The organism is Bradyrhizobium rifense, assembly GCF_008123425.1.
In the GTDB taxonomy this organism is placed as follows: Bacteria; Pseudomonadota; Alphaproteobacteria; order Rhizobiales; family Xanthobacteraceae; genus Bradyrhizobium; species Bradyrhizobium rifense.
Genome location: NZ_VSSS01000042.1, coordinates 177,691 through 193,657, shown reverse-complemented (window position 1 = coordinate 193,657; position 15,967 = coordinate 177,691). Strand labels below are relative to the sequence as shown.

The following is a 15,967-nucleotide window of genomic DNA, read 5'->3' as shown; positions in this document are numbered from 1 at the left end:
CGTCAGCGCGCGGCCTTGGGCGGGCTGACGGTGACCACAGGATTGCTGGTCCCGACCAGGCGGCCGTTCATCTTGCTGCGCATCTCCTCGGCGATGACACGCGCGTCGACGCCGTCCTTGATGACGGTCGGACGGATGAACAGGATCAGCTCGGTGCGGGCGCGTGCGGTGGTCTGATGTCCGAATGCGTCGCCCACGCCCGGAATGGAATCCAGGATCGGCAGGCCCTGGCGCTGCTTGTTTTCGGTCTCGCTGATCAGACCGGCGAGCAGCACGGTCTGTCCGCTCGTCACCGCGATCGAGCTCTTGACCCGGCGCTGCGAGATCGTCGGCGTCAGCGAGTTGGCGCTGCCGGCGGCCACGCTCGAGATCTCCTGCTCGATATCGAGCACGACATTGCCGTTGGCATTGGCGCGCGGCAGCACGCGCAGGATGATGCCGGTGTTCTTGTAGTCGATGGTGTTGACCACGGTGTTGTTGGCGGTCAGCACCGTCGCGGTGCCGGTGGAGAACGGCACCTGATCGCCAACCTGCAACGTTGCGGCCTGGTTGTCCAGCACCACCAGCGACGGGTTCGACAACACCTTGACGTCGGTGACGCCGTGCAGCGCGTCGAGAATGACGCGCGGCGAGTTCTCCGAGCCGATCAGGAAGTTGAAGCCCGGCAAGACACGTCCGAGCAGCGCACCGGATGCGGCGTTGACGGCGTTGGACGCCGCTTCGACGGCACCGCTGCCAACTGTCGCGGCATTGCTGACGCCCGAGATGGTGTTGGAGATCGAACCTTTCTGGCTCGCCAGGAAGAACTGCACGCCATAGTTCAGCTGGTCGTTCAGTGTCACCTCGGCGATCGTCGCCTCGATGGCGATCTGGCGCTGCGGCCGGTCGATCTGGCGGATGGTCTGCTCGACAACGCGCTGCGCGTCCTGGTTGGCATAGACGAGAACGGCATTGTTGGTGACGTCGGCGGTGATCCGCACGTTCTGCAGGATGCCGTTGACGCCGGATTTCGAGCCATTGCCGTTGGGGCCACCGAAGCTGTTGTTGTCCTGCGCCGGCGTCGCGGACGCTGCCGGAGCGGGACGGGCGCCGAGCGCTGAGCTCGCCGGTCCGGTCACCGGCGTCGCAGCGCCTGAAGCGGCGGTCGGCAGTGCGCTCAGTGAGGCGACAGGATTAGTTGAGGTCGACGTCGAAATCCCCGCACCGGGAGCGACCTGGCTCGACGCGCTGTCGAGCGTCGAGTTGCTCGCCGAGCTCTGGTTGAACAGCATCTCGTTGAGCATCGACACGACCAGCTTGGAATTGCCGTAGCGCAGCGGATAGGACTTCAGGTTCACACCGTCGGTATCGGAACGGTCGAGCCGCGCAATCCAGGTCTGCGCGCGCTTCAGATATTCCGGCTTCTGGCTCACCACGAGGATCGAGTTGAGCCGCGCGATCGGCTGGAGCTTGATGACGTTCTGCCCCATGCCGCCTTCGCCGGAATCCATGATCTTCTCGATCTCGGCGATGACAGGCTCGGGCGAGGAATTGCGCACCGGGAAGATGCCGACCGATTGTCCACGCATCCAGTCGGCATCGAATGACAGAATTGTGTCAACCGCGGTCGCCCGGTCCGTTCCGCTGCCGCTGACGATCAGGGTGTTGCGGGAACTGTCGGGGCGCATGGTCGATGCCTTCACGCCGAAAGCATCGAGCAGCTTGAAGATGTTTTGCGCCGACGTGTAGCGTAACGGCACAACGGTGATGCCCTGGCCGGCTTCGGTGCTCGCCGAGCGGTCGATGCCGCCGGGGCCGGCTTCCGGTGCCGGCAGCAGGCGATAGCCGGTGCGGTCGCGCACCAGCGCCACGCCGGACATGCGCAGCGCATTCTCCAGCACGTAAATCGCGTCCGCCTTCGGAACCGGACGCACCGAGGCGAGTGTGACAGTTCCTTGTACGCGCGGATCGATCGTGTAGCCGACATTGAGCACGTCGCCGAGGATGACCTTGGCCACGGTCGCGACCGGCGCATTCTCGAAATTGAGGTCATACCCGCTGCCGCCGCCATCGTCGCGCTCGGCCAGCGCGCCGCCTTGCTGTGCACCATCGCTCAGATAGATCGCGGGTTTCGACGATTTCGGCTGGCCAACGCCGGTTGCCCCTGCATCCGCAGGTTGCCGGGGCTGGAGATCGAGGCCGCGGATCTTGTCGACAATGTCCTGGCTGCGCGGGTCCTTCGGGTCCGCTTCGACTGACTGGTCGGCAGTGACGATGCAGGCTGTGAGCAGGAAGGCGGACGACAATAGCACGAGCATTCCAGCCAACGCTGAGCGGTGGCGCAAAAGCGGCTTGACCACTTCAAACAAGATACGCCTGCCAACGCTGGAAGTGACTGGAAACAGCATCCGATCCCCCTTGGTTCGGACGCGCAATAATTTGCGCCACGATTATGTTTTTGCTAATGAATAAGTCAAGGGTAAAGGACTTCCGTCGGCCGCGGGGGCTGTTGCTTTCCGGTAACAAGGCAAGCTGTGAGTGCGATGCGAGACCTTTCCGCAGAGAGCTTCCGGCAGCATCTCCTCGAGAAATATTCATTGCCGCCGCGGGCGCGCGCCCGTGTGGAAAACTCCACCAACCCGGCGCTGACGCGCCCCCTGCTCGAATTATGGGAGGCGACCGATCTGTCGGCGGCCGAGTTTGCCGACGAGGTGTCCGACTATTTCGGCCTGGCGCGGCTCGGCCTGCCGCAACTGCTCACGACGACACCGTGCCTCGACGGTTTCTCCCAGCGCTTCCTGCGTGAGTCCACCATCTTTCCGTTCCGTGCGCCGAACGGCGGTTTTCGGCTGGCGATCGCCGATCCCTCTGACACCGCAGCGGTGCGCGCCGCCGAGATCGTGTTCGGCGAGAGCGTCGAGGTCGTCGTCGCATCGTTCGAGGACATCACCACGGTGCTCGATCAGCGCGCTGAAGCGGGTGATGCGAAGACAGACGACGGCGTGCGCAGCGTCGGGCAGCAGTCCGACGACGACATCGAAAGCCTGCGCGATCTCGCCAGCGGCGCGCCGGTCGTCCGCGCGCTCAACGATCTCCTGGAGCGCGCGGTCGACCTGCGCGCCAGCGACATTCACGTCGAGCCGTTCCGCGCCGGGCTTACGGTGCGCATGCGCGTCGACGGCCTGTTGCGCGCGCTGCCCTCGCCGCATGGTATCCCGCAGCAGGCGCTGATCTCGCGCATCAAGATTCTCGCAAGCCTCAACATCGCCGAGCGCCGCCTGCCGCAGGACGGTGCGGCGCGCGTCCGCGTCGGCCGTAACGAGCTCGACGTCCGCGTCGCGACCATGCCGACGCAGCATGGCGAGAGCGCCGTGATCCGCCTGTTGCCGCGCGATCGCGGTCTGCTCGAAATGAGCAAGCTCGGCCTGCGGACCCGCGACGAGAGCGCGATGACGCGCCTGCTCGCGATGCCGCATGGCATGATCGTGATCACCGGGCCGACAGGCAGCGGCAAGACCACCACGCTTGCGACCATGCTGTCGATCCTCAACGAGCCGACGCGCAAGATCCTCACTATCGAGGATCCCGTCGAGTATGAGATCCCCGGCATCAACCAGTCCCAGGTCAAGCCGTCGATCGGCCTGACCTTCGCCTCCGCCATGCGCGCCTTCGTGCGTCAGGACCCCGACGTGATCATGGTCGGCGAGGTCCGCGACGCCGAGACCGCGCATATTGCCATCCACGCTGCGCTTACCGGCCATCTCGTGCTGACGACGCTGCACACCGAGACCGCGGCTGCGGCCGTGCCGCGCCTGATTGATCTCGGCATCGAGGGTTTCCTGCTCAAATCGACGCTGCGCGCGGTGGTGGCGCAGCGGCTGGTCCGCATGCTGTGCGACCGTTGCAAGGTGCCGCACGCGCTGACCGAGGCCGATCTGGCCAAGGATCCTCGGTTTGCCGTGATCGGCTTCAAGTGCGGCGAGGTCGTGCATGAGGCCGGCGGCTGCGAACGCTGCGGCGGCACCGGCTATCGCGGCCGCAACGGCGTGTTCGAGATCCTCGAAATGTCCGACGAGGTCCGTACGCTGATCGGACCGCAGACCGACTCCCACTCCATCGACGCCGCCGCGATGCGGGGCGGGATGACGACGATGCTCGAGGATGCTGTCGCAAAATGCCGCTCCGGGCTGACGACGGTGCCCGAGGTCTTCCGCGTCACCACGGTGCGGTAGAACCATGCCGAATTATCGCTACCGCGCGCTCAATGCCAACGGCGAACTGATCTCCGGGGCTATCGCCGCGCCGGCGCCGGGCGACGTGGCGCAGCGGATCGAGCGGCTCGGCCTGGTGCTGGTCGACAACGTTACGCCGGAGGAGGGCGGCGTGGCGCGTGGCGCGCTCAGCCTCTTCAACAGGCCGACGGCCGAGGACGTCACCATCTTCACCCGCGACCTCGCGTTGCTGCTGCGCGCCGGCGCCCGCATCAATGACGGGTTGGAGCTGCTCGCCGCCGATCCGGATTTCGGACGGCTGAGGTCCGTCGTCGCCGACATCCGCGCGCGCGTCGTCTCCGGCGAGAGCTTCGGCGAGGCGCTGGCGCGGCATGAGGGGTTGTTTCCGCCGATGTACATCGCGCTGGTGCGGGTCGGCGAGGCATCGGGGTCGCTGGACCAGGTGCTGGAGGTGCTGGCCGGCGAACGCGCGCGCGGCGAGGCACTGAAGCGGCGCCTGACCGATGCGATCCGCTATCCCATTTTCGTGCTCGGCGCGGCCGGATGCGTGCTGCTGTTCTTCCTGACATTCGTGCTGCCGCAATTTGCGAGCGTCTTGCAGGATTTCGGTGCCAAGGTCGATCCGATCGTCGGCGTATTCCTGAACATCTCCACATTCCTGCGCGGCAATTCAGAGGCAGTGCTGGCCGGGCTTGCCGCCACGATCGCCGCCGCGTGGTTGCTGTTGCGTCAGGAGCGCGTCCGCAGCGGCATGACCAATGCGATCACGCGGTTGCCGGCGATCCGCAACGTGATGCGCGCATATCGCACGGCGCTGTTCTGCCGCAATCTCGGCCTGCTGCTCGGCAGCGGCGTTAACCTCACGACCACGCTGCGCATCCTCGTCGACATGATGGCGACAACCGGATCATCGACGGTCTGGAGCGATGCTGCCGACCGTGTCCGCCATGGCTCAAAGCTCTCCGATGCGCTCGCCGAGACCGAGGCGTTGCCGCCCATGGCGGTGCGCATGTTGAGATTGGGTGACGAGACTGGGCAATTGCCCATGCTGTCCGGCCGGGTCGCCGAATTCTACGAGACCAAGCTGCAACGCACGCTCGACCGTGCAGTCGGCATTGCCGGACCCGCGGCGATCATCGCGATCTCGCTCGTTGTCGGCGGCCTGATCACATCGGTGATGACGGCGCTGATGTCGGTGAGCCAGATTGTCGGTTAGGCGGATGTAATGAGAGGGGCATGAAGTGACCAGATATCCATCGTCAAGGCGACGCCAGCGGCGCGTCCCCCGCGGAGAGGCCGGCTTCACCCTGGTCGAAATGCTCGTCGTCATCACCATCATCGGCATGATCATGGCGCTGGTCGGGCCGCGGGTGTTGAACTATCTCAGCGAGTCCAAGGCCAAGGCGGCGAAAATCCAGATCGAGAGTTTCTCCAGCGCGCTTGATCTCTATTATCTCGATCTCGGCCGCTATCCGACGTCGAATGAAGGTCTCACCGGGTTGACGCGCAGCAACAATCAGGCCGGTTGGAACGGACCTTACTTGCGCGGTGGTGTGGTGCCGAACGATCCCTGGGGCCACGTCTATGTCTATCGTTCACCGGGCGCGAGCGCTCCCTACGAGATCATCTCGCTCGGATCAGACGGTCAGGAAGGCGGCAGTGGAACGGCAGCCGATATTGTCAGCGGCGCGCGCTGAGCTGGTTCGTGACGTGCGGACGCAAGCCTTCGATGCGCGAGGCTTCGCGCTGATCGAGATCCTGTGCGTGCTTGCAATCATCGGCCTGCTCGCGGCGATCATTCTGCCGGCAATTCCGCACTCGACGACGCGGGCAAAGCTCGAGAGCTATGCGGTCGAGACCGCGGCGCTGCTGAAGTCCGATCGCAACAGCGCGCTGCGTCGCCAGGTCAGGGTCGCAACCCAGGTCGACGCGGAGGCGCGCGCGATCCGCTCGGGCGTCACCGGACAGACCATCCGCCTGCCGCGCGACGTGGTCATGCAGGCGACGCTGGCCGCGCGCTGCGCTGATCGCGCCACGGGGCGGTCGATCGATTTCTTTCCGTCGGGCATGTCGTGCGGCGGGACGATCGCGCTGGCGCGGCCCGGCATGGGTTACGAAGTGCGCGTCAACTGGCTGACCGGAGGCGTCGAGATTGTCCCGCAGAAGCTGCTCTGACGGCGCCGCCGGCTTCACGCTGATCGAGGCACTGGTCGCGCTTGCGATCATCGCCATCGTGCTCGGAACCATCGGCTCGGTCATCGCCGTCACGACCAAGGGCACGCGCTCGATCGACCAGCGCCTGGCGCTGGCCGGCACGGCCGAGACCCTGCTTGCGGATTTGCCGGCGCGCGGACTGCTGAAACCCGGCCGGCAGAGCGGGCAGCTCGCCGGCAGCCGCTGGCGCGTCGATATTGCGCCGATGAATGTTGCCGGCGGCGATCCTGCTACCGATCGCTTCGTGCCACTGGCGGTCAATTTGCGCCTCCAGCGCGCCGACGGCAGCGCGATCCAGGTCACGACGGTGAAGCTGGTGCCGAGGTCCACGCAATGATCCGCGCCAAGAGACGCGTCATGAACCGTGTTGCGAAACCTCTGCACCGCACGCTCGCTTCCGAGGCGGGTTTCACCCTGCTCGAAGTGCTGCTGGCGACGCTGCTGATGACCGTAATCCTGGCCGCGCTCGCGACTGTCACGGCACAGTGGCTGCCGAACTGGAATCGCGGCATTGCGCGGGTGCAGCGCGCGGAGCGCCTCGCCACAGGGCTCGATCGCATTGTTGCCGATCTCTCCGTCGCCGAGCAGATGACCGTGAACGGCGACGCCAAGGTGCCTCTGTTCGACGGCGCCGAATTGTCGGTGACTTTCCTGCGCACCGCGCTCGGCCCGAGCGCGCGTCCGGGCCTCGAATTCATCCGCTTCATCGAGAAGGCCGACGCGCAGGGGCTGGCGCTGGTGCGCGAGCGCGCGCCGTTCCAGCCGATGCCGACCGACGGGCAGATCCGTTTCGTCGACCAGGTGGTGCTGATCCGCGCGCCGTTCCGCATCAGCTTCGCCTACGCCGGGTCTGACAGGCAGTGGCAGCCGACCTGGCATGGTCAGTCGCAATTGCCCGAGCGCATCCGCATCACGGTGCGCGACGGCGCCACCGGCCAGGTGCTGGCAGTTTCGGCCGCGGCGTTGCCGCATATCAATGCGCCGGCCGAATGCGCACGGGCCAAGAATCCGACGACCTGCGTGGCGGGCACAAAGCCGCAACAGGCAGAGAAGAAAGAGGAGCAGCAGCTGTGAGGACCGCGGCGCAAGGTCGGGGAGCACTTGGCCGAAAAATACTTGGCCAACCACTTGGCGATGACCGCGGCTTCATCGTCATCGTGGTGCTCTGGATGCTGGCTGCGCTTGCCACGCTCGCGCTGATCTATCTGACCTATGTGACCAACACTGCCGTCACGGTCGCCGTCAACACCGACCGCTTGCAGGCCGATGCATTGATGAACGCGGGGCTCGAGCTCGCGGCCTATCGGTTGACCGCACAGAGCGAGGCGACGCGCCCGACCAGCGGCACCTTCAATGCTCGGGTCGGGGCGGGAAGAGTGGCCGTGACGTTCCGCTCGGAGGCCGCGCGCATTGATCTCAACATGGCGCCGAAGGCCGTCCTCGCCGGCCTGATGATAGGGCTCGGCGTCTCCGCGTCGGATGCGCCTGACTACGCCGACCGGATCCTGGCCTGGCGGTCGTCGGCAGAGACAGGCCAGGACAATCCGGAAGATTCCTACTACCGCACGCTCGGCGCGCCCTATCTGCCGCGCCACGCGCCATTTCCGCACAGCGACGAGCTGTGGCTGGTGCGCGGCATCCCGCCGGCGGTGATCGAGCGCGTGCTGCCCTTCGTCACCGTGTTCAGCAACATGCGCACCGTGAACGTGCTGGATGCTGCGCCGCAGGTGGTCGCGGCGCTGCCGAATATGACGCCGGAGACCCTGCAACGCCTGCTGCGCGACCGTGCCGATCCCAGCGTGGACCCGCGGTCCCTGGTCGGGCTCGCCGGCAGCGCCAGCGCAACGACCGAGGGCTCGAAGGCCTACCGCGTGACGGTCGCCGCCGAGGCGCCGTCGCACCGGCAGAGCTCGGCCGAGATCGTTATCCTGCTTCTCGAAAGCGGCGACGAGCCTTATCGTGTATTGTCGTGGCACAACGCCTTCGACGGCTCCGCCGGAAAGCCTCTGTGAGATGAGTTCGCTCAATTCCCTTCGCGTGATCTTCGATGCATGGACCGGCACGGTGGCCGGTGCTGCGGTGGCCGGACTGGAGCGAATGGTCTCGCCGCGCCTGGTGCGGCTGGTCGAAGGCGAGACTGGTGCATTCGCGCTGGAGGTTGCGAAGCCGGAGAACGCGCCGAAGGAGATCGCGTTCGACGACGGCAGGTTCACCGGCGCCAATCTCGCACCCATCGTCCGCGGCTGCCGCGTCGAAATCGTGCTGCGGCCGGCGCGCTTCCTGTTCCGTCCGCTGGAGCTGCCGGCGCGTGCGGCCGATTTCCTCGATGGCATCGTGCGGGCGCAGATCGATCGGCTGACGCCGTGGAGCGCGGGCGATGCCGTGTTCGGTTGCAGCGCGCCGGTGGCGCAGGGCAGCGAGGGCATCACCACGATGATCGCGGCCGCACCGCGCCGGCTGGCGATGGGTTATGTCGAGGCAGTGTCCGGATTTCATCCGTCCGCGATCGCGGTTCTGACCGAGCCGGCCGAGGGCGGCCGCATCAAGGTGTTCGAGCAGAAGTCGCGCGGCGCGATCGACCCGGTGCGGTTGAGCCGGATGCTGCAGGCGGTGCTGGCCATCGCCGCGATCGCCGCCGTTCTCGGTTCGATCGGCGCGGGCTATCTGGCCGACAGTTTGAGCGCGCAGGAGAGCGAGCTTGAGCAGCAGATCACTCAGCGCCGCGCCGCGATCCGCGGCATTGACGGCGGGGAGCGCTCGCCGCTGGCGCTGCTGGAGCGGCGCAAATACGACACGCCGGCGAGCGTGATCGTGCTGGAATCGCTGAGCCGTCTTCTGCCCGACCACACCTATGTCACCGAGATGCATCTGGCCGGCAACAAGGTCCAGATCGCCGGCATCACCCGCGATGCGCCCTCGCTGATCCCGCTGATCGAGCAGTCCCAGCATTTCACCCGCGCGACCTTCTACGCCCCGACCACGCGCAGCTCCACCGATCCCGGCGAGCGCTTCCACATCGAGGCGCAGATCGAACCGAGGAATGCGCCATGAGCAAGATCATGAGCAGCGGCGGGATGGTAAGCGGAAACGCGGTTGCGCGGTGGCTGAGCGGCTCGCCGCTGATCGCGGTCACGCTCTACCTCGCGGTGACGGCCGGGCTGTTGCTGATGGCGGGCCTGTCGATCGCCGACGTCATCGCCCACCGCCAGGCACTGGCGCAGACCTCCGACCTGCTCGACCAGCTGCGCGGCCGCAAGGGCGCCGCCAAGAATGCCGCGGCGATCTCGGCCGAACATCCGGGCACGCCGTTCCTTGAGGGCCCGACCGTGACGGTCGCAGGCGCCAATTTGCTGCAGCGGGTTGCGACCGCGGTCGGCAATGTCGGCGGCTCGGTGCAGTCCTCGCAAGTTGACGTCTCGGGCGCGCAAATGAAGGACGGCTTCGTCGGCCTCGTCGTCAGCTGTGAGCTGGAGCAGCCCGCGCTGCAGAAGGTGCTCTACGATCTGGAGGCCGGCATGCCGTTCCTGTTCGTCGACCAGCTCGACGTCCAAGTGCCGCAAACCACAGCGCTGAACGAGGCCAGTACCGGCCGCGTCAGGGTGATTTTGGGGGTCTCCGGCCAGTGGCAGGCGGGGAAGTAGGGCGGCCTGCTCACCAGCTGTATTTGAACACGCCCTTGCCGGAGTAGCTGTTGACGTTGCCGGAAAACTCGCCGTCGAAGGTGCCGGCGAGGGAGAAGCCGCTCAGCCATTTCATCTCGGCGCTGGCGCTGACAAGCGCGGAATCGGCGTCGGCCCTGGCGCCGTTTACGGCGAAGCTCGCGCCCGGCAGGGTCTGGAACAGCGCGGTGACGGCGCGGCTCGGATCGTAGTCGTGCGCCCAGGCGGCGCGGCCGCGCAGGGTCAGCACGCCGTTCTGCATCGCGTAGGATTTGTCGGTGCGCAGGCCGAGCTCGGAGCGGGTGTCGGTCAGCGACTGCGCTGCATAGTTCAGCGCGAACAGGCCGCCGCCATTGAGGCTGACTTCGGAATAGTTCGGCAGGTTGAAATTCGTCACCTGCGCGGCCGCATAGGGCGTGATGCCGATCAGCGGCGTCGTGAAGCGATAGCCGCCCTCGAAGCGGGCCGAGAAGGTGTCGGCCTTGAACCGGCCCTGGAGCTGGTCGGCACCGGCGAGCGCCACGGTGCGGTTGGTGGTGACGTCGTGCCAGCCATAGGCCAGCGCGGCGGCGATATAGGCCGCGCCGAAATTGTGCCGGCCGTAGACTCCGGCCTGGAACAGGTCGGCGGAGCCCGCGCCCATGGCGTTGGCAAGCGAGTAGTTCAGCCCGCCGCCGCCGAGCGAGAAGCCGACGAGCGTATCCAGCGAAATCCTGTAGTCGGCGCCGGCCGCACCACCCCAGACCCGCGCGGTGAGGTCTTGCGAGCCGACCGCGGCATTGCCGCCGACCTGCGCCGAGCCGCCATAACCGGCCGCCCAGACGCTCCAGCGATTGATCGGCTGCGACGACAGCAGCGGCGCCTTGGTCGCCATCGCGTAGGCCTCGCGCTCGCGCGCGGTCGCCGGGCGCATCGACGCATAGGCGGCCGCATCATCGCTCTCGGCGAATTGCGCGACACTGCCGGCCTTCGTAAAGCCGCTCGAGCGTCCGACGACGGTCGGATCGAGCATCAGGTTGAGCAACTGGCCGTCGGCGTTGATCGCGGACTGGATGATGCCGGTGCCGAGCTCGCCCGAGGCCGTAGTCAGCCCCGGAGGCGTCAGCGCGGCGAAGGCGGCGGGAATGCTCCCAGTCGAGTTGAAGAAATTGGTCAGCGTATTGGCGACGTTCTGCTGGTTGACGGTAAGACCGCCGCCGCTCGGCGTGAAGTTGACGCCGATATTGAGGAACACATTGTTGTTGTCGTAGCTCAGCGTCGCGTTGATCGATGGCATGTTGGAGACGACGGCCGAATTGAAGGCCGTGCCGCCGAGGCCGCTGGCCGCGGTCAGGATCGTGTACTGCTTCTTGACGGTGCCGGAGCCGAAGATCGCGCTCACCGTCGCGCCGCCGAGCGTGGCTGCGCCCGTGACGTTGGCCAGGCTGGACGTGGCGGAGGAGACCTGCACCATATAGGTCGAGGCCGCCGTGAAGCTCAGCGATCCGTTGATCGTCAGCGTCCCGGTCGGGCCGGCTGTGCTTCCCGGCGCAAGCGTGCCGCCATTGACTGCGACACCAGCGACGCTGCCGGTACCTGCGAGCGTTCCGCCGGCATTGACGGTGGACGCGCTGACGATCGAGCCGTCGACCTCCAGCTTGCCGCCGTTCACAGTGGTCGCGCCGGTATAGGTGTTGGCGCCGGACAGGATTTCCGTGCCGCCAGCCATGGTGAGGCCGCCGCCGGCGCCGCCATCGTCGATGACACCGGCGAAGGTGCCATTGCCGTTGGTGATGGTTAGCGTGTTGGCGCCGAGATTGACATTGCCGGAGCCTGCCAGCGACTTGATCGAGGTGCCGGCGCTCATGGCCGAGATGTCGAAGATGCCGTTGGCGATGACGTTGCTCGAGGTCGCAATGCTGCCATCGCTGCCGCCAAAATTGATGAGATCGAGCTCGCCGCCGCTCGCGATGGTCGTGGTGCCGGTATAGGTGTTGGCGCCGAAGAGCTGCTGCGTAGCCCCATTCGCGATCAGGATACTGCCGCCGGCGCCGCCGCCGATGCCGCCGTCCTGGATCACGCCACCGAAGAGGCCGCCGTTGGTGATGGTGAGCGTCTTCGATCCGAGCGCCACGACTCCAAAACTGAGCAAATCAGAAAGGCCGCCGACCGAGGAGCCGACATTTGTTTGCGAAATGTCCAGCGTTGCAAGTCCGGCGCCGGGCACGAACGAGACAAATAGCGAATTCGCAATCGAGCCGTTGCCCTTCAGGGCCAGCGTGGCACCGGCCTGAATCACGGTGGGATTGGTATAGGTGTTGATGCCGGACAGCGTTTGAGTTCCGGCAAGAATTTCGATCCCGCCGGCGCCCTGTATCGAACCTGCGAACTCGGTCGAACCGTTGGTGATGTCGAGCCGCATGCTGCCGAGTTGCACGATGCCGCTCGAACTGCCGGCCAGCGTCGTGATGAATGAATCGAATGGCGGCGAGCTCAAACCGGAAATATCAAACGTTCCGTTCACCGTCACGACGCTGGACGAGGCGATGCTGCCGAGGCCTGTCAGCGCCAGCGTTCCGGCCGAGATTGTCGTCGCGCCGGTATAGGTGTTGGTGCCGGTCAGCGTCAGCGTGCCGGTACCAACCTTGGTCAGTCCGCCACCGGTGCCGGAGATCACGCCGTCGACCTGGGTCGAGGTGTTGAGGCTGCCGGTGGTGAGCGTGCTGGCGCCGAGCACGTAATTGCCCGCGCCTTCAATCGAGCCGGACGTCATCCCGCCGCTGGTCAGGCCGGAGATATCGACGGTGCCACCGGCATTGGTGATGAAGCGGGCGTTGCCACCGGTCGCATTGTCCACGAAATTCGTGGTTGCGGCGTTGTTGGTGGTGATCGTGGCATTGCCGGCGGTGGCAGAGCCATCGAAGGTCACCGTGCCGCTGTTGGTGATGGCCGAGCCGGCGGCGGTGGTGTTGCTGTGGAAGTTCAGCGTCGCTCCCGCGGCATTGCTGATCGTCGCGGTGCCGGCCGAGGCGTTGGTGAAGAAATCGATCTGGCCGTTGACGTTGTTGGTGATGAAGGCGCCGCCGGCCGAGCTGGAATCCTCGAACGTGACGAAGCTGTTGTTGGTGAGCGTTACGTTTGAGGCGGTGCTGTTCTGGAGGAAGTTGACGGTGCCGCCGGCATCGTTCGTGATGGCCACCGGCCCGGCGCCGCCGCTCGCGCTGCTGCTGTTCTGGAAGACCAGATTGTTGCCGGAGGTGACCTCGAACGTCTGCGTGTTGCCCGAATTGTTGATGATGCCCGCCGCGTTGATGATGAACGGGTTGAACAGCGTGAACGAGTATGCCGGCGCGATGCTTGTGAACTGCAGCGTGCCGATCGTGACGATGCCGTTGAAGTTGTTGATCGTGGTGGTAGCGGTGTTGGCGAACGTCGCGGTTCCGTCCGGCACGCTCGGGTTGGTCGACCAGTTGCCCGGATCCGTCCAATCGTTGCTGAAGGTGCCGGTCCAGTTGGCGTCCACGGCGGCGTGCGCGGCGACGACGCCAAGCGCCGTTGTCGCGAGCAAGGTCGCCAGCGAGTGCCGGGCGACGGCGCGCAACCGGCCATCCATCCTTCCCCGCGACATTGTCGGTCCAGCCATTGGGTCTTCTCAAATCGACAAAGAAAATCAGCAGCTTATGCGTGTAGCGAAGCCGCTTGCCGATGCCATAATCCATAGCGTCGCGGCGTCCTGCAATGAATGGGAGTCCATTTGCGTTGAGTTCCATGCTGTTTCGTTTGCAATTTCGAGGATCGTGGCCGTTCGGCAACATTTTCATGCTCTGCAACAACGCTGAAAGCCCAGTTTCTCCAATCCGGTAGAACAAGTTGGACGCGGGTTGATCGTGAGGCCTATCAGAACTAGTTTGCTGCCTCTGGCTTGCCGCGCGCTGGCCGATCGCAGGGGAGTTCGATGTCCGGGTGGCTGAGATCGGTCGGATTGACTGTATTTTGCGCGGTCCTCGGCATCACCGTAAGCGTAGCGGCGATCTCGTCGCGCATGGACATCCTGTCTGACGATGCCGCCAGCGGTCCTGCCGAGAGCGTCGATGTCGGTGCGGTCAGACCGATTGCCCGGCCCGCGCCGAGCAAGCCTGCGCCTCGCGGCAATCCGCTCTGGTCGGTGCCGTTATCGGCGTTGACCGGGACCCAGGAGCGTCCGATTTTCTCGGCGACGCGGCGGCCGCCGCCGCGCGCCGTTGCGGCCGCGCCGGCTGAAGAGGCCAAAACGGCGCCGCCGCCCAAGCCGGTCGAGGCGCCGCCACCGCTGATGCTGGTCGGGGCCGTGGTGGGCGAGGGTGATGCGATCGCGATCCTCGTCAACCGCACTGATCAGAAGATCGTTCGGCTGCGGCAGGGCGAATCGCTGGACGGCTGGTCGCTGGCCTCGGTCCAGCCGCGCGAGGTGACATTCAAGCGGGGCGATCGCAGCGAGGTGCTGGCGCTGCAGCGGCCGGACGGATCGCCCGCACCGGCAGGGGCGCCCGCAACGGCCGGTTTGCCTGCGGACAGCGGCAGCAAGCTGACGATGCCGACGACGGCCAACACTTTGTTCGCGCCCTTCGTACCGCGCTCGACGCCAAAGAATGGCGAATCGGACGGGCTCTGAGCGCTACCGTCCGAGGATCGCCCCAAGCGTTTCGCAGACTCGCTGTTGATGCTGCTCCGGCAGGCCAATCCAGAATGGCAGCCTGATCAAGCGCGCGGACAAATCGATGGTGCGTGCCAGATCGCCGTGCGCGCGTCCGTACTGCATCCCGGCTGGCGCTGAATGCAACGGGACGTAGTGGAAGACCGCCTGGATTTCTGCTTCCCGCAACTTTTTGAGCACTGCGTTGCGGTCGGCATCTTGCGGCAGCAGCACGTAATAGAGGTGGCCATTGTGTCCGCAGTCAGCGGGTACAATCGGGCGCCGCAGCAAGCCCCGCTGCTCTAGCGGAGCCAGCATGGCGTGGTACCTGTCCCAGATCGCGAGCCGCTCGCCGGTGATATACTCGGCCTGATCCAGTTGGGCCCACAGGAAAGCCGCTGTGATGTCGCTCGGCAGATAGGAGGAGCCGATATCCTGCCAGGTGTATTTATCGACCTCGCCACGGAAGAAGCGGCCGCGATCGGTGCCCTTCTCGCGCATGATTTCGGCACGCTGCGCAAACTCAGGGGCGTTCACCAGCAGGCAGCCGCCTTCGCCCGACATGATGTTCTTGGTTTCGTGGAAGCTGAAGCTGCCGAGATCGCCGATGGCGCCGAGCGCCGAGCCCTTGTAGCTCGCCATGATCCCCTGGGCTGCGTCCTCGACGATCCGCAAATTATGACGCCGCGCGATCGCGACGATCGTGTCCATCTCGCAACCAACGCCGGCATAATGCACCGGCGCGATCGCGCGCGTGCGCGGGGTGATCGCAGCCTCAATCTGCCGTTCGTCGAGGTTGAGGGTGTCTTCGCGGATGTCGACGAAGACCGGGACCGCGCCGCGCAGCACGAACGCGTTCGCGGTCGAGACAAAGGTGAACGAAGGCATGATCACCTCGTCCCCGCTCTTGAGGTCGAGCAGCATCGCGGCAATGTCGAGGGCCGAAGTGCAGGAGTGCGTCAACAACGCGCGCGCACATCCGGTGCGCCGCTCGATCCATTGATGGCAAAGCTTGGTGAAGCGACCGTCGCCGGACACGTAACGGCTGTCCAGCGCATCCTGGATGTAGCCATGCTCTTTTCCGGTCGCGTAGGGCCGATTGAACGGGATGTACTCTAATGCCATTGCCTAAGCCGTTGAACCACCTTAAGAACCACATTAACGCTCTGGTCCGAATCCACGTTGACGTTTCCCGCTGCGAAAATCAACTGGCCATCATGTGCAGTCCGGTG

Annotated in this window: 13 protein-coding genes; 10 read left to right on the top strand and 3 right to left on the bottom strand. The window is 65.6% G+C overall.

Translation table 11 applies throughout. From position 1 onward, the window contains the following. Window positions 1-2: 2 nt before the first annotated feature. Window positions 3-2,387, bottom strand: a complete 2,385-nt coding sequence (gene gspD / locus FXB40_RS27875) for a type II secretion system secretin GspD (RefSeq protein ID WP_148775329.1) — start codon at window positions 2,385-2,387, stop codon at window positions 3-5. Between the two features lie 126 nt (window positions 2,388-2,513). On the opposite strand from gspD, the gene FXB40_RS27870 reads away from it, so the two are divergent. Genes FXB40_RS27870 through gspM form a run of 9 tightly spaced genes read left to right on the top strand, consistent with a single transcriptional unit; the run spans window position 2,514 to window position 10,066 of the window. Continuing rightward, window positions 2,514-4,211, top strand: coding sequence for a GspE/PulE family protein (locus FXB40_RS27870; protein ID WP_148775328.1), 1,698 nt, complete (start codon window positions 2,514-2,516; stop codon window positions 4,209-4,211). Window positions 4,212-4,215: 4 nt separating this feature from the next. Next, window positions 4,216-5,427 (top strand): type II secretion system F family protein, encoded by a 1,212-nt coding sequence (locus tag FXB40_RS27865; RefSeq protein ID WP_148775327.1) that lies wholly within the window; start codon window positions 4,216-4,218, stop codon window positions 5,425-5,427. 25 nt (window positions 5,428-5,452) lie between these two features. Continuing rightward, window positions 5,453-5,908, top strand: a complete 456-nt coding sequence (gene gspG / locus FXB40_RS27860) for a type II secretion system major pseudopilin GspG (RefSeq protein ID WP_148775326.1) — start codon at window positions 5,453-5,455, stop codon at window positions 5,906-5,908. After that, window positions 5,871-6,386 carry a prepilin-type N-terminal cleavage/methylation domain-containing protein gene (locus tag FXB40_RS27855; RefSeq protein ID WP_148775325.1) on the top strand — a complete coding sequence of 172 codons (516 nt, stop codon included), beginning with the start codon at window positions 5,871-5,873 and terminating at the stop codon, window positions 6,384-6,386. The genes gspG and FXB40_RS27855 overlap by 38 nt, the downstream gene beginning before the upstream one ends. After that, window positions 6,364-6,762, top strand: a complete 399-nt coding sequence (locus FXB40_RS27850) for a type IV pilus modification PilV family protein (protein ID WP_148775324.1) — start codon at window positions 6,364-6,366, stop codon at window positions 6,760-6,762. The genes FXB40_RS27855 and FXB40_RS27850 overlap by 23 nt, the downstream gene beginning before the upstream one ends. Window positions 6,763-6,782: 20 nt before the next feature. Next, window positions 6,783-7,499 carry a general secretion pathway protein GspJ gene (locus FXB40_RS27845; RefSeq protein WP_148775323.1) on the top strand — a complete coding sequence of 239 codons (717 nt, stop codon included), beginning with the start codon at window positions 6,783-6,785 and terminating at the stop codon, window positions 7,497-7,499. Further along, on the top strand, window positions 7,496-8,437 hold the full coding sequence (locus FXB40_RS27840; protein ID WP_246207998.1) for a type II secretion system minor pseudopilin: 942 nt from the start codon (window positions 7,496-7,498) through the stop codon (window positions 8,435-8,437). Before FXB40_RS27845 ends, FXB40_RS27840 begins: the two co-directional genes overlap by 4 nt. 1 nt (window position 8,438) lies before the next feature. Next, window positions 8,439-9,476, top strand: coding sequence for a PilN domain-containing protein (locus FXB40_RS27835; protein WP_148775322.1), 1,038 nt, complete (start codon window positions 8,439-8,441; stop codon window positions 9,474-9,476). Further along, entirely contained in the window at window positions 9,473-10,066 is a 594-nt protein-coding gene (gspM, locus tag FXB40_RS27830) for a type II secretion system protein GspM (protein WP_246207996.1), read from the top strand. Before FXB40_RS27835 ends, gspM begins: the two co-directional genes overlap by 4 nt. A 10-nt stretch (window positions 10,067-10,076) precedes the next feature. Here gspM and FXB40_RS27825 read toward each other — a convergent pair whose 3' ends face one another. Continuing rightward, window positions 10,077-13,706 carry an autotransporter outer membrane beta-barrel domain-containing protein gene (locus FXB40_RS27825; RefSeq protein ID WP_148775321.1) on the bottom strand — a complete coding sequence of 1,210 codons (3,630 nt, stop codon included), beginning with the start codon at window positions 13,704-13,706 and terminating at the stop codon, window positions 10,077-10,079. A gap of 312 nt (window positions 13,707-14,018) precedes the next feature. Between FXB40_RS27825 and FXB40_RS27820 the strand changes: the two genes are divergently transcribed. After that, window positions 14,019-14,714 carry a hypothetical protein gene (locus FXB40_RS27820; RefSeq protein ID WP_148775320.1) on the top strand — a complete coding sequence of 232 codons (696 nt, stop codon included), beginning with the start codon at window positions 14,019-14,021 and terminating at the stop codon, window positions 14,712-14,714. A 3-nt stretch (window positions 14,715-14,717) separates the two neighbouring features. Here FXB40_RS27820 and rffA read toward each other — a convergent pair whose 3' ends face one another. Beyond that, window positions 14,718-15,860, bottom strand: coding sequence for a dTDP-4-amino-4,6-dideoxygalactose transaminase (gene rffA / locus FXB40_RS27815; protein WP_148775319.1), 1,143 nt, complete (start codon window positions 15,858-15,860; stop codon window positions 14,718-14,720). Window positions 15,861-15,967: the final 107 nt, after the last annotated feature.

Coding starts and splice junctions, on each gene's coding strand:
- FXB40_RS27825 (WP_148775321.1), bottom strand. CDS start 13,706: ATGGCTGGACCGACAATGTCGCGGGGAAGGATGGATGGCCGGTTGCGC.
- gspM (WP_246207996.1), top strand. CDS start 9,473: ATGAGCAAGATCATGAGCAGCGGCGGGATGGTAAGCGGAAACGCGGTT.
- FXB40_RS27835 (WP_148775322.1), top strand. CDS start 8,439: ATGAGTTCGCTCAATTCCCTTCGCGTGATCTTCGATGCATGGACCGGC.
- rffA (WP_148775319.1), bottom strand. CDS start 15,860: ATGGCATTAGAGTACATCCCGTTCAATCGGCCCTACGCGACCGGAAAA.
- FXB40_RS27845 (WP_148775323.1), top strand. CDS start 6,783: ATGAACCGTGTTGCGAAACCTCTGCACCGCACGCTCGCTTCCGAGGCG.
- FXB40_RS27820 (WP_148775320.1), top strand. CDS start 14,019: ATGTCCGGGTGGCTGAGATCGGTCGGATTGACTGTATTTTGCGCGGTC.
- FXB40_RS27865 (WP_148775327.1), top strand. CDS start 4,216: ATGCCGAATTATCGCTACCGCGCGCTCAATGCCAACGGCGAACTGATC.
- gspD (WP_148775329.1), bottom strand. CDS start 2,387: ATGCTGTTTCCAGTCACTTCCAGCGTTGGCAGGCGTATCTTGTTTGAA.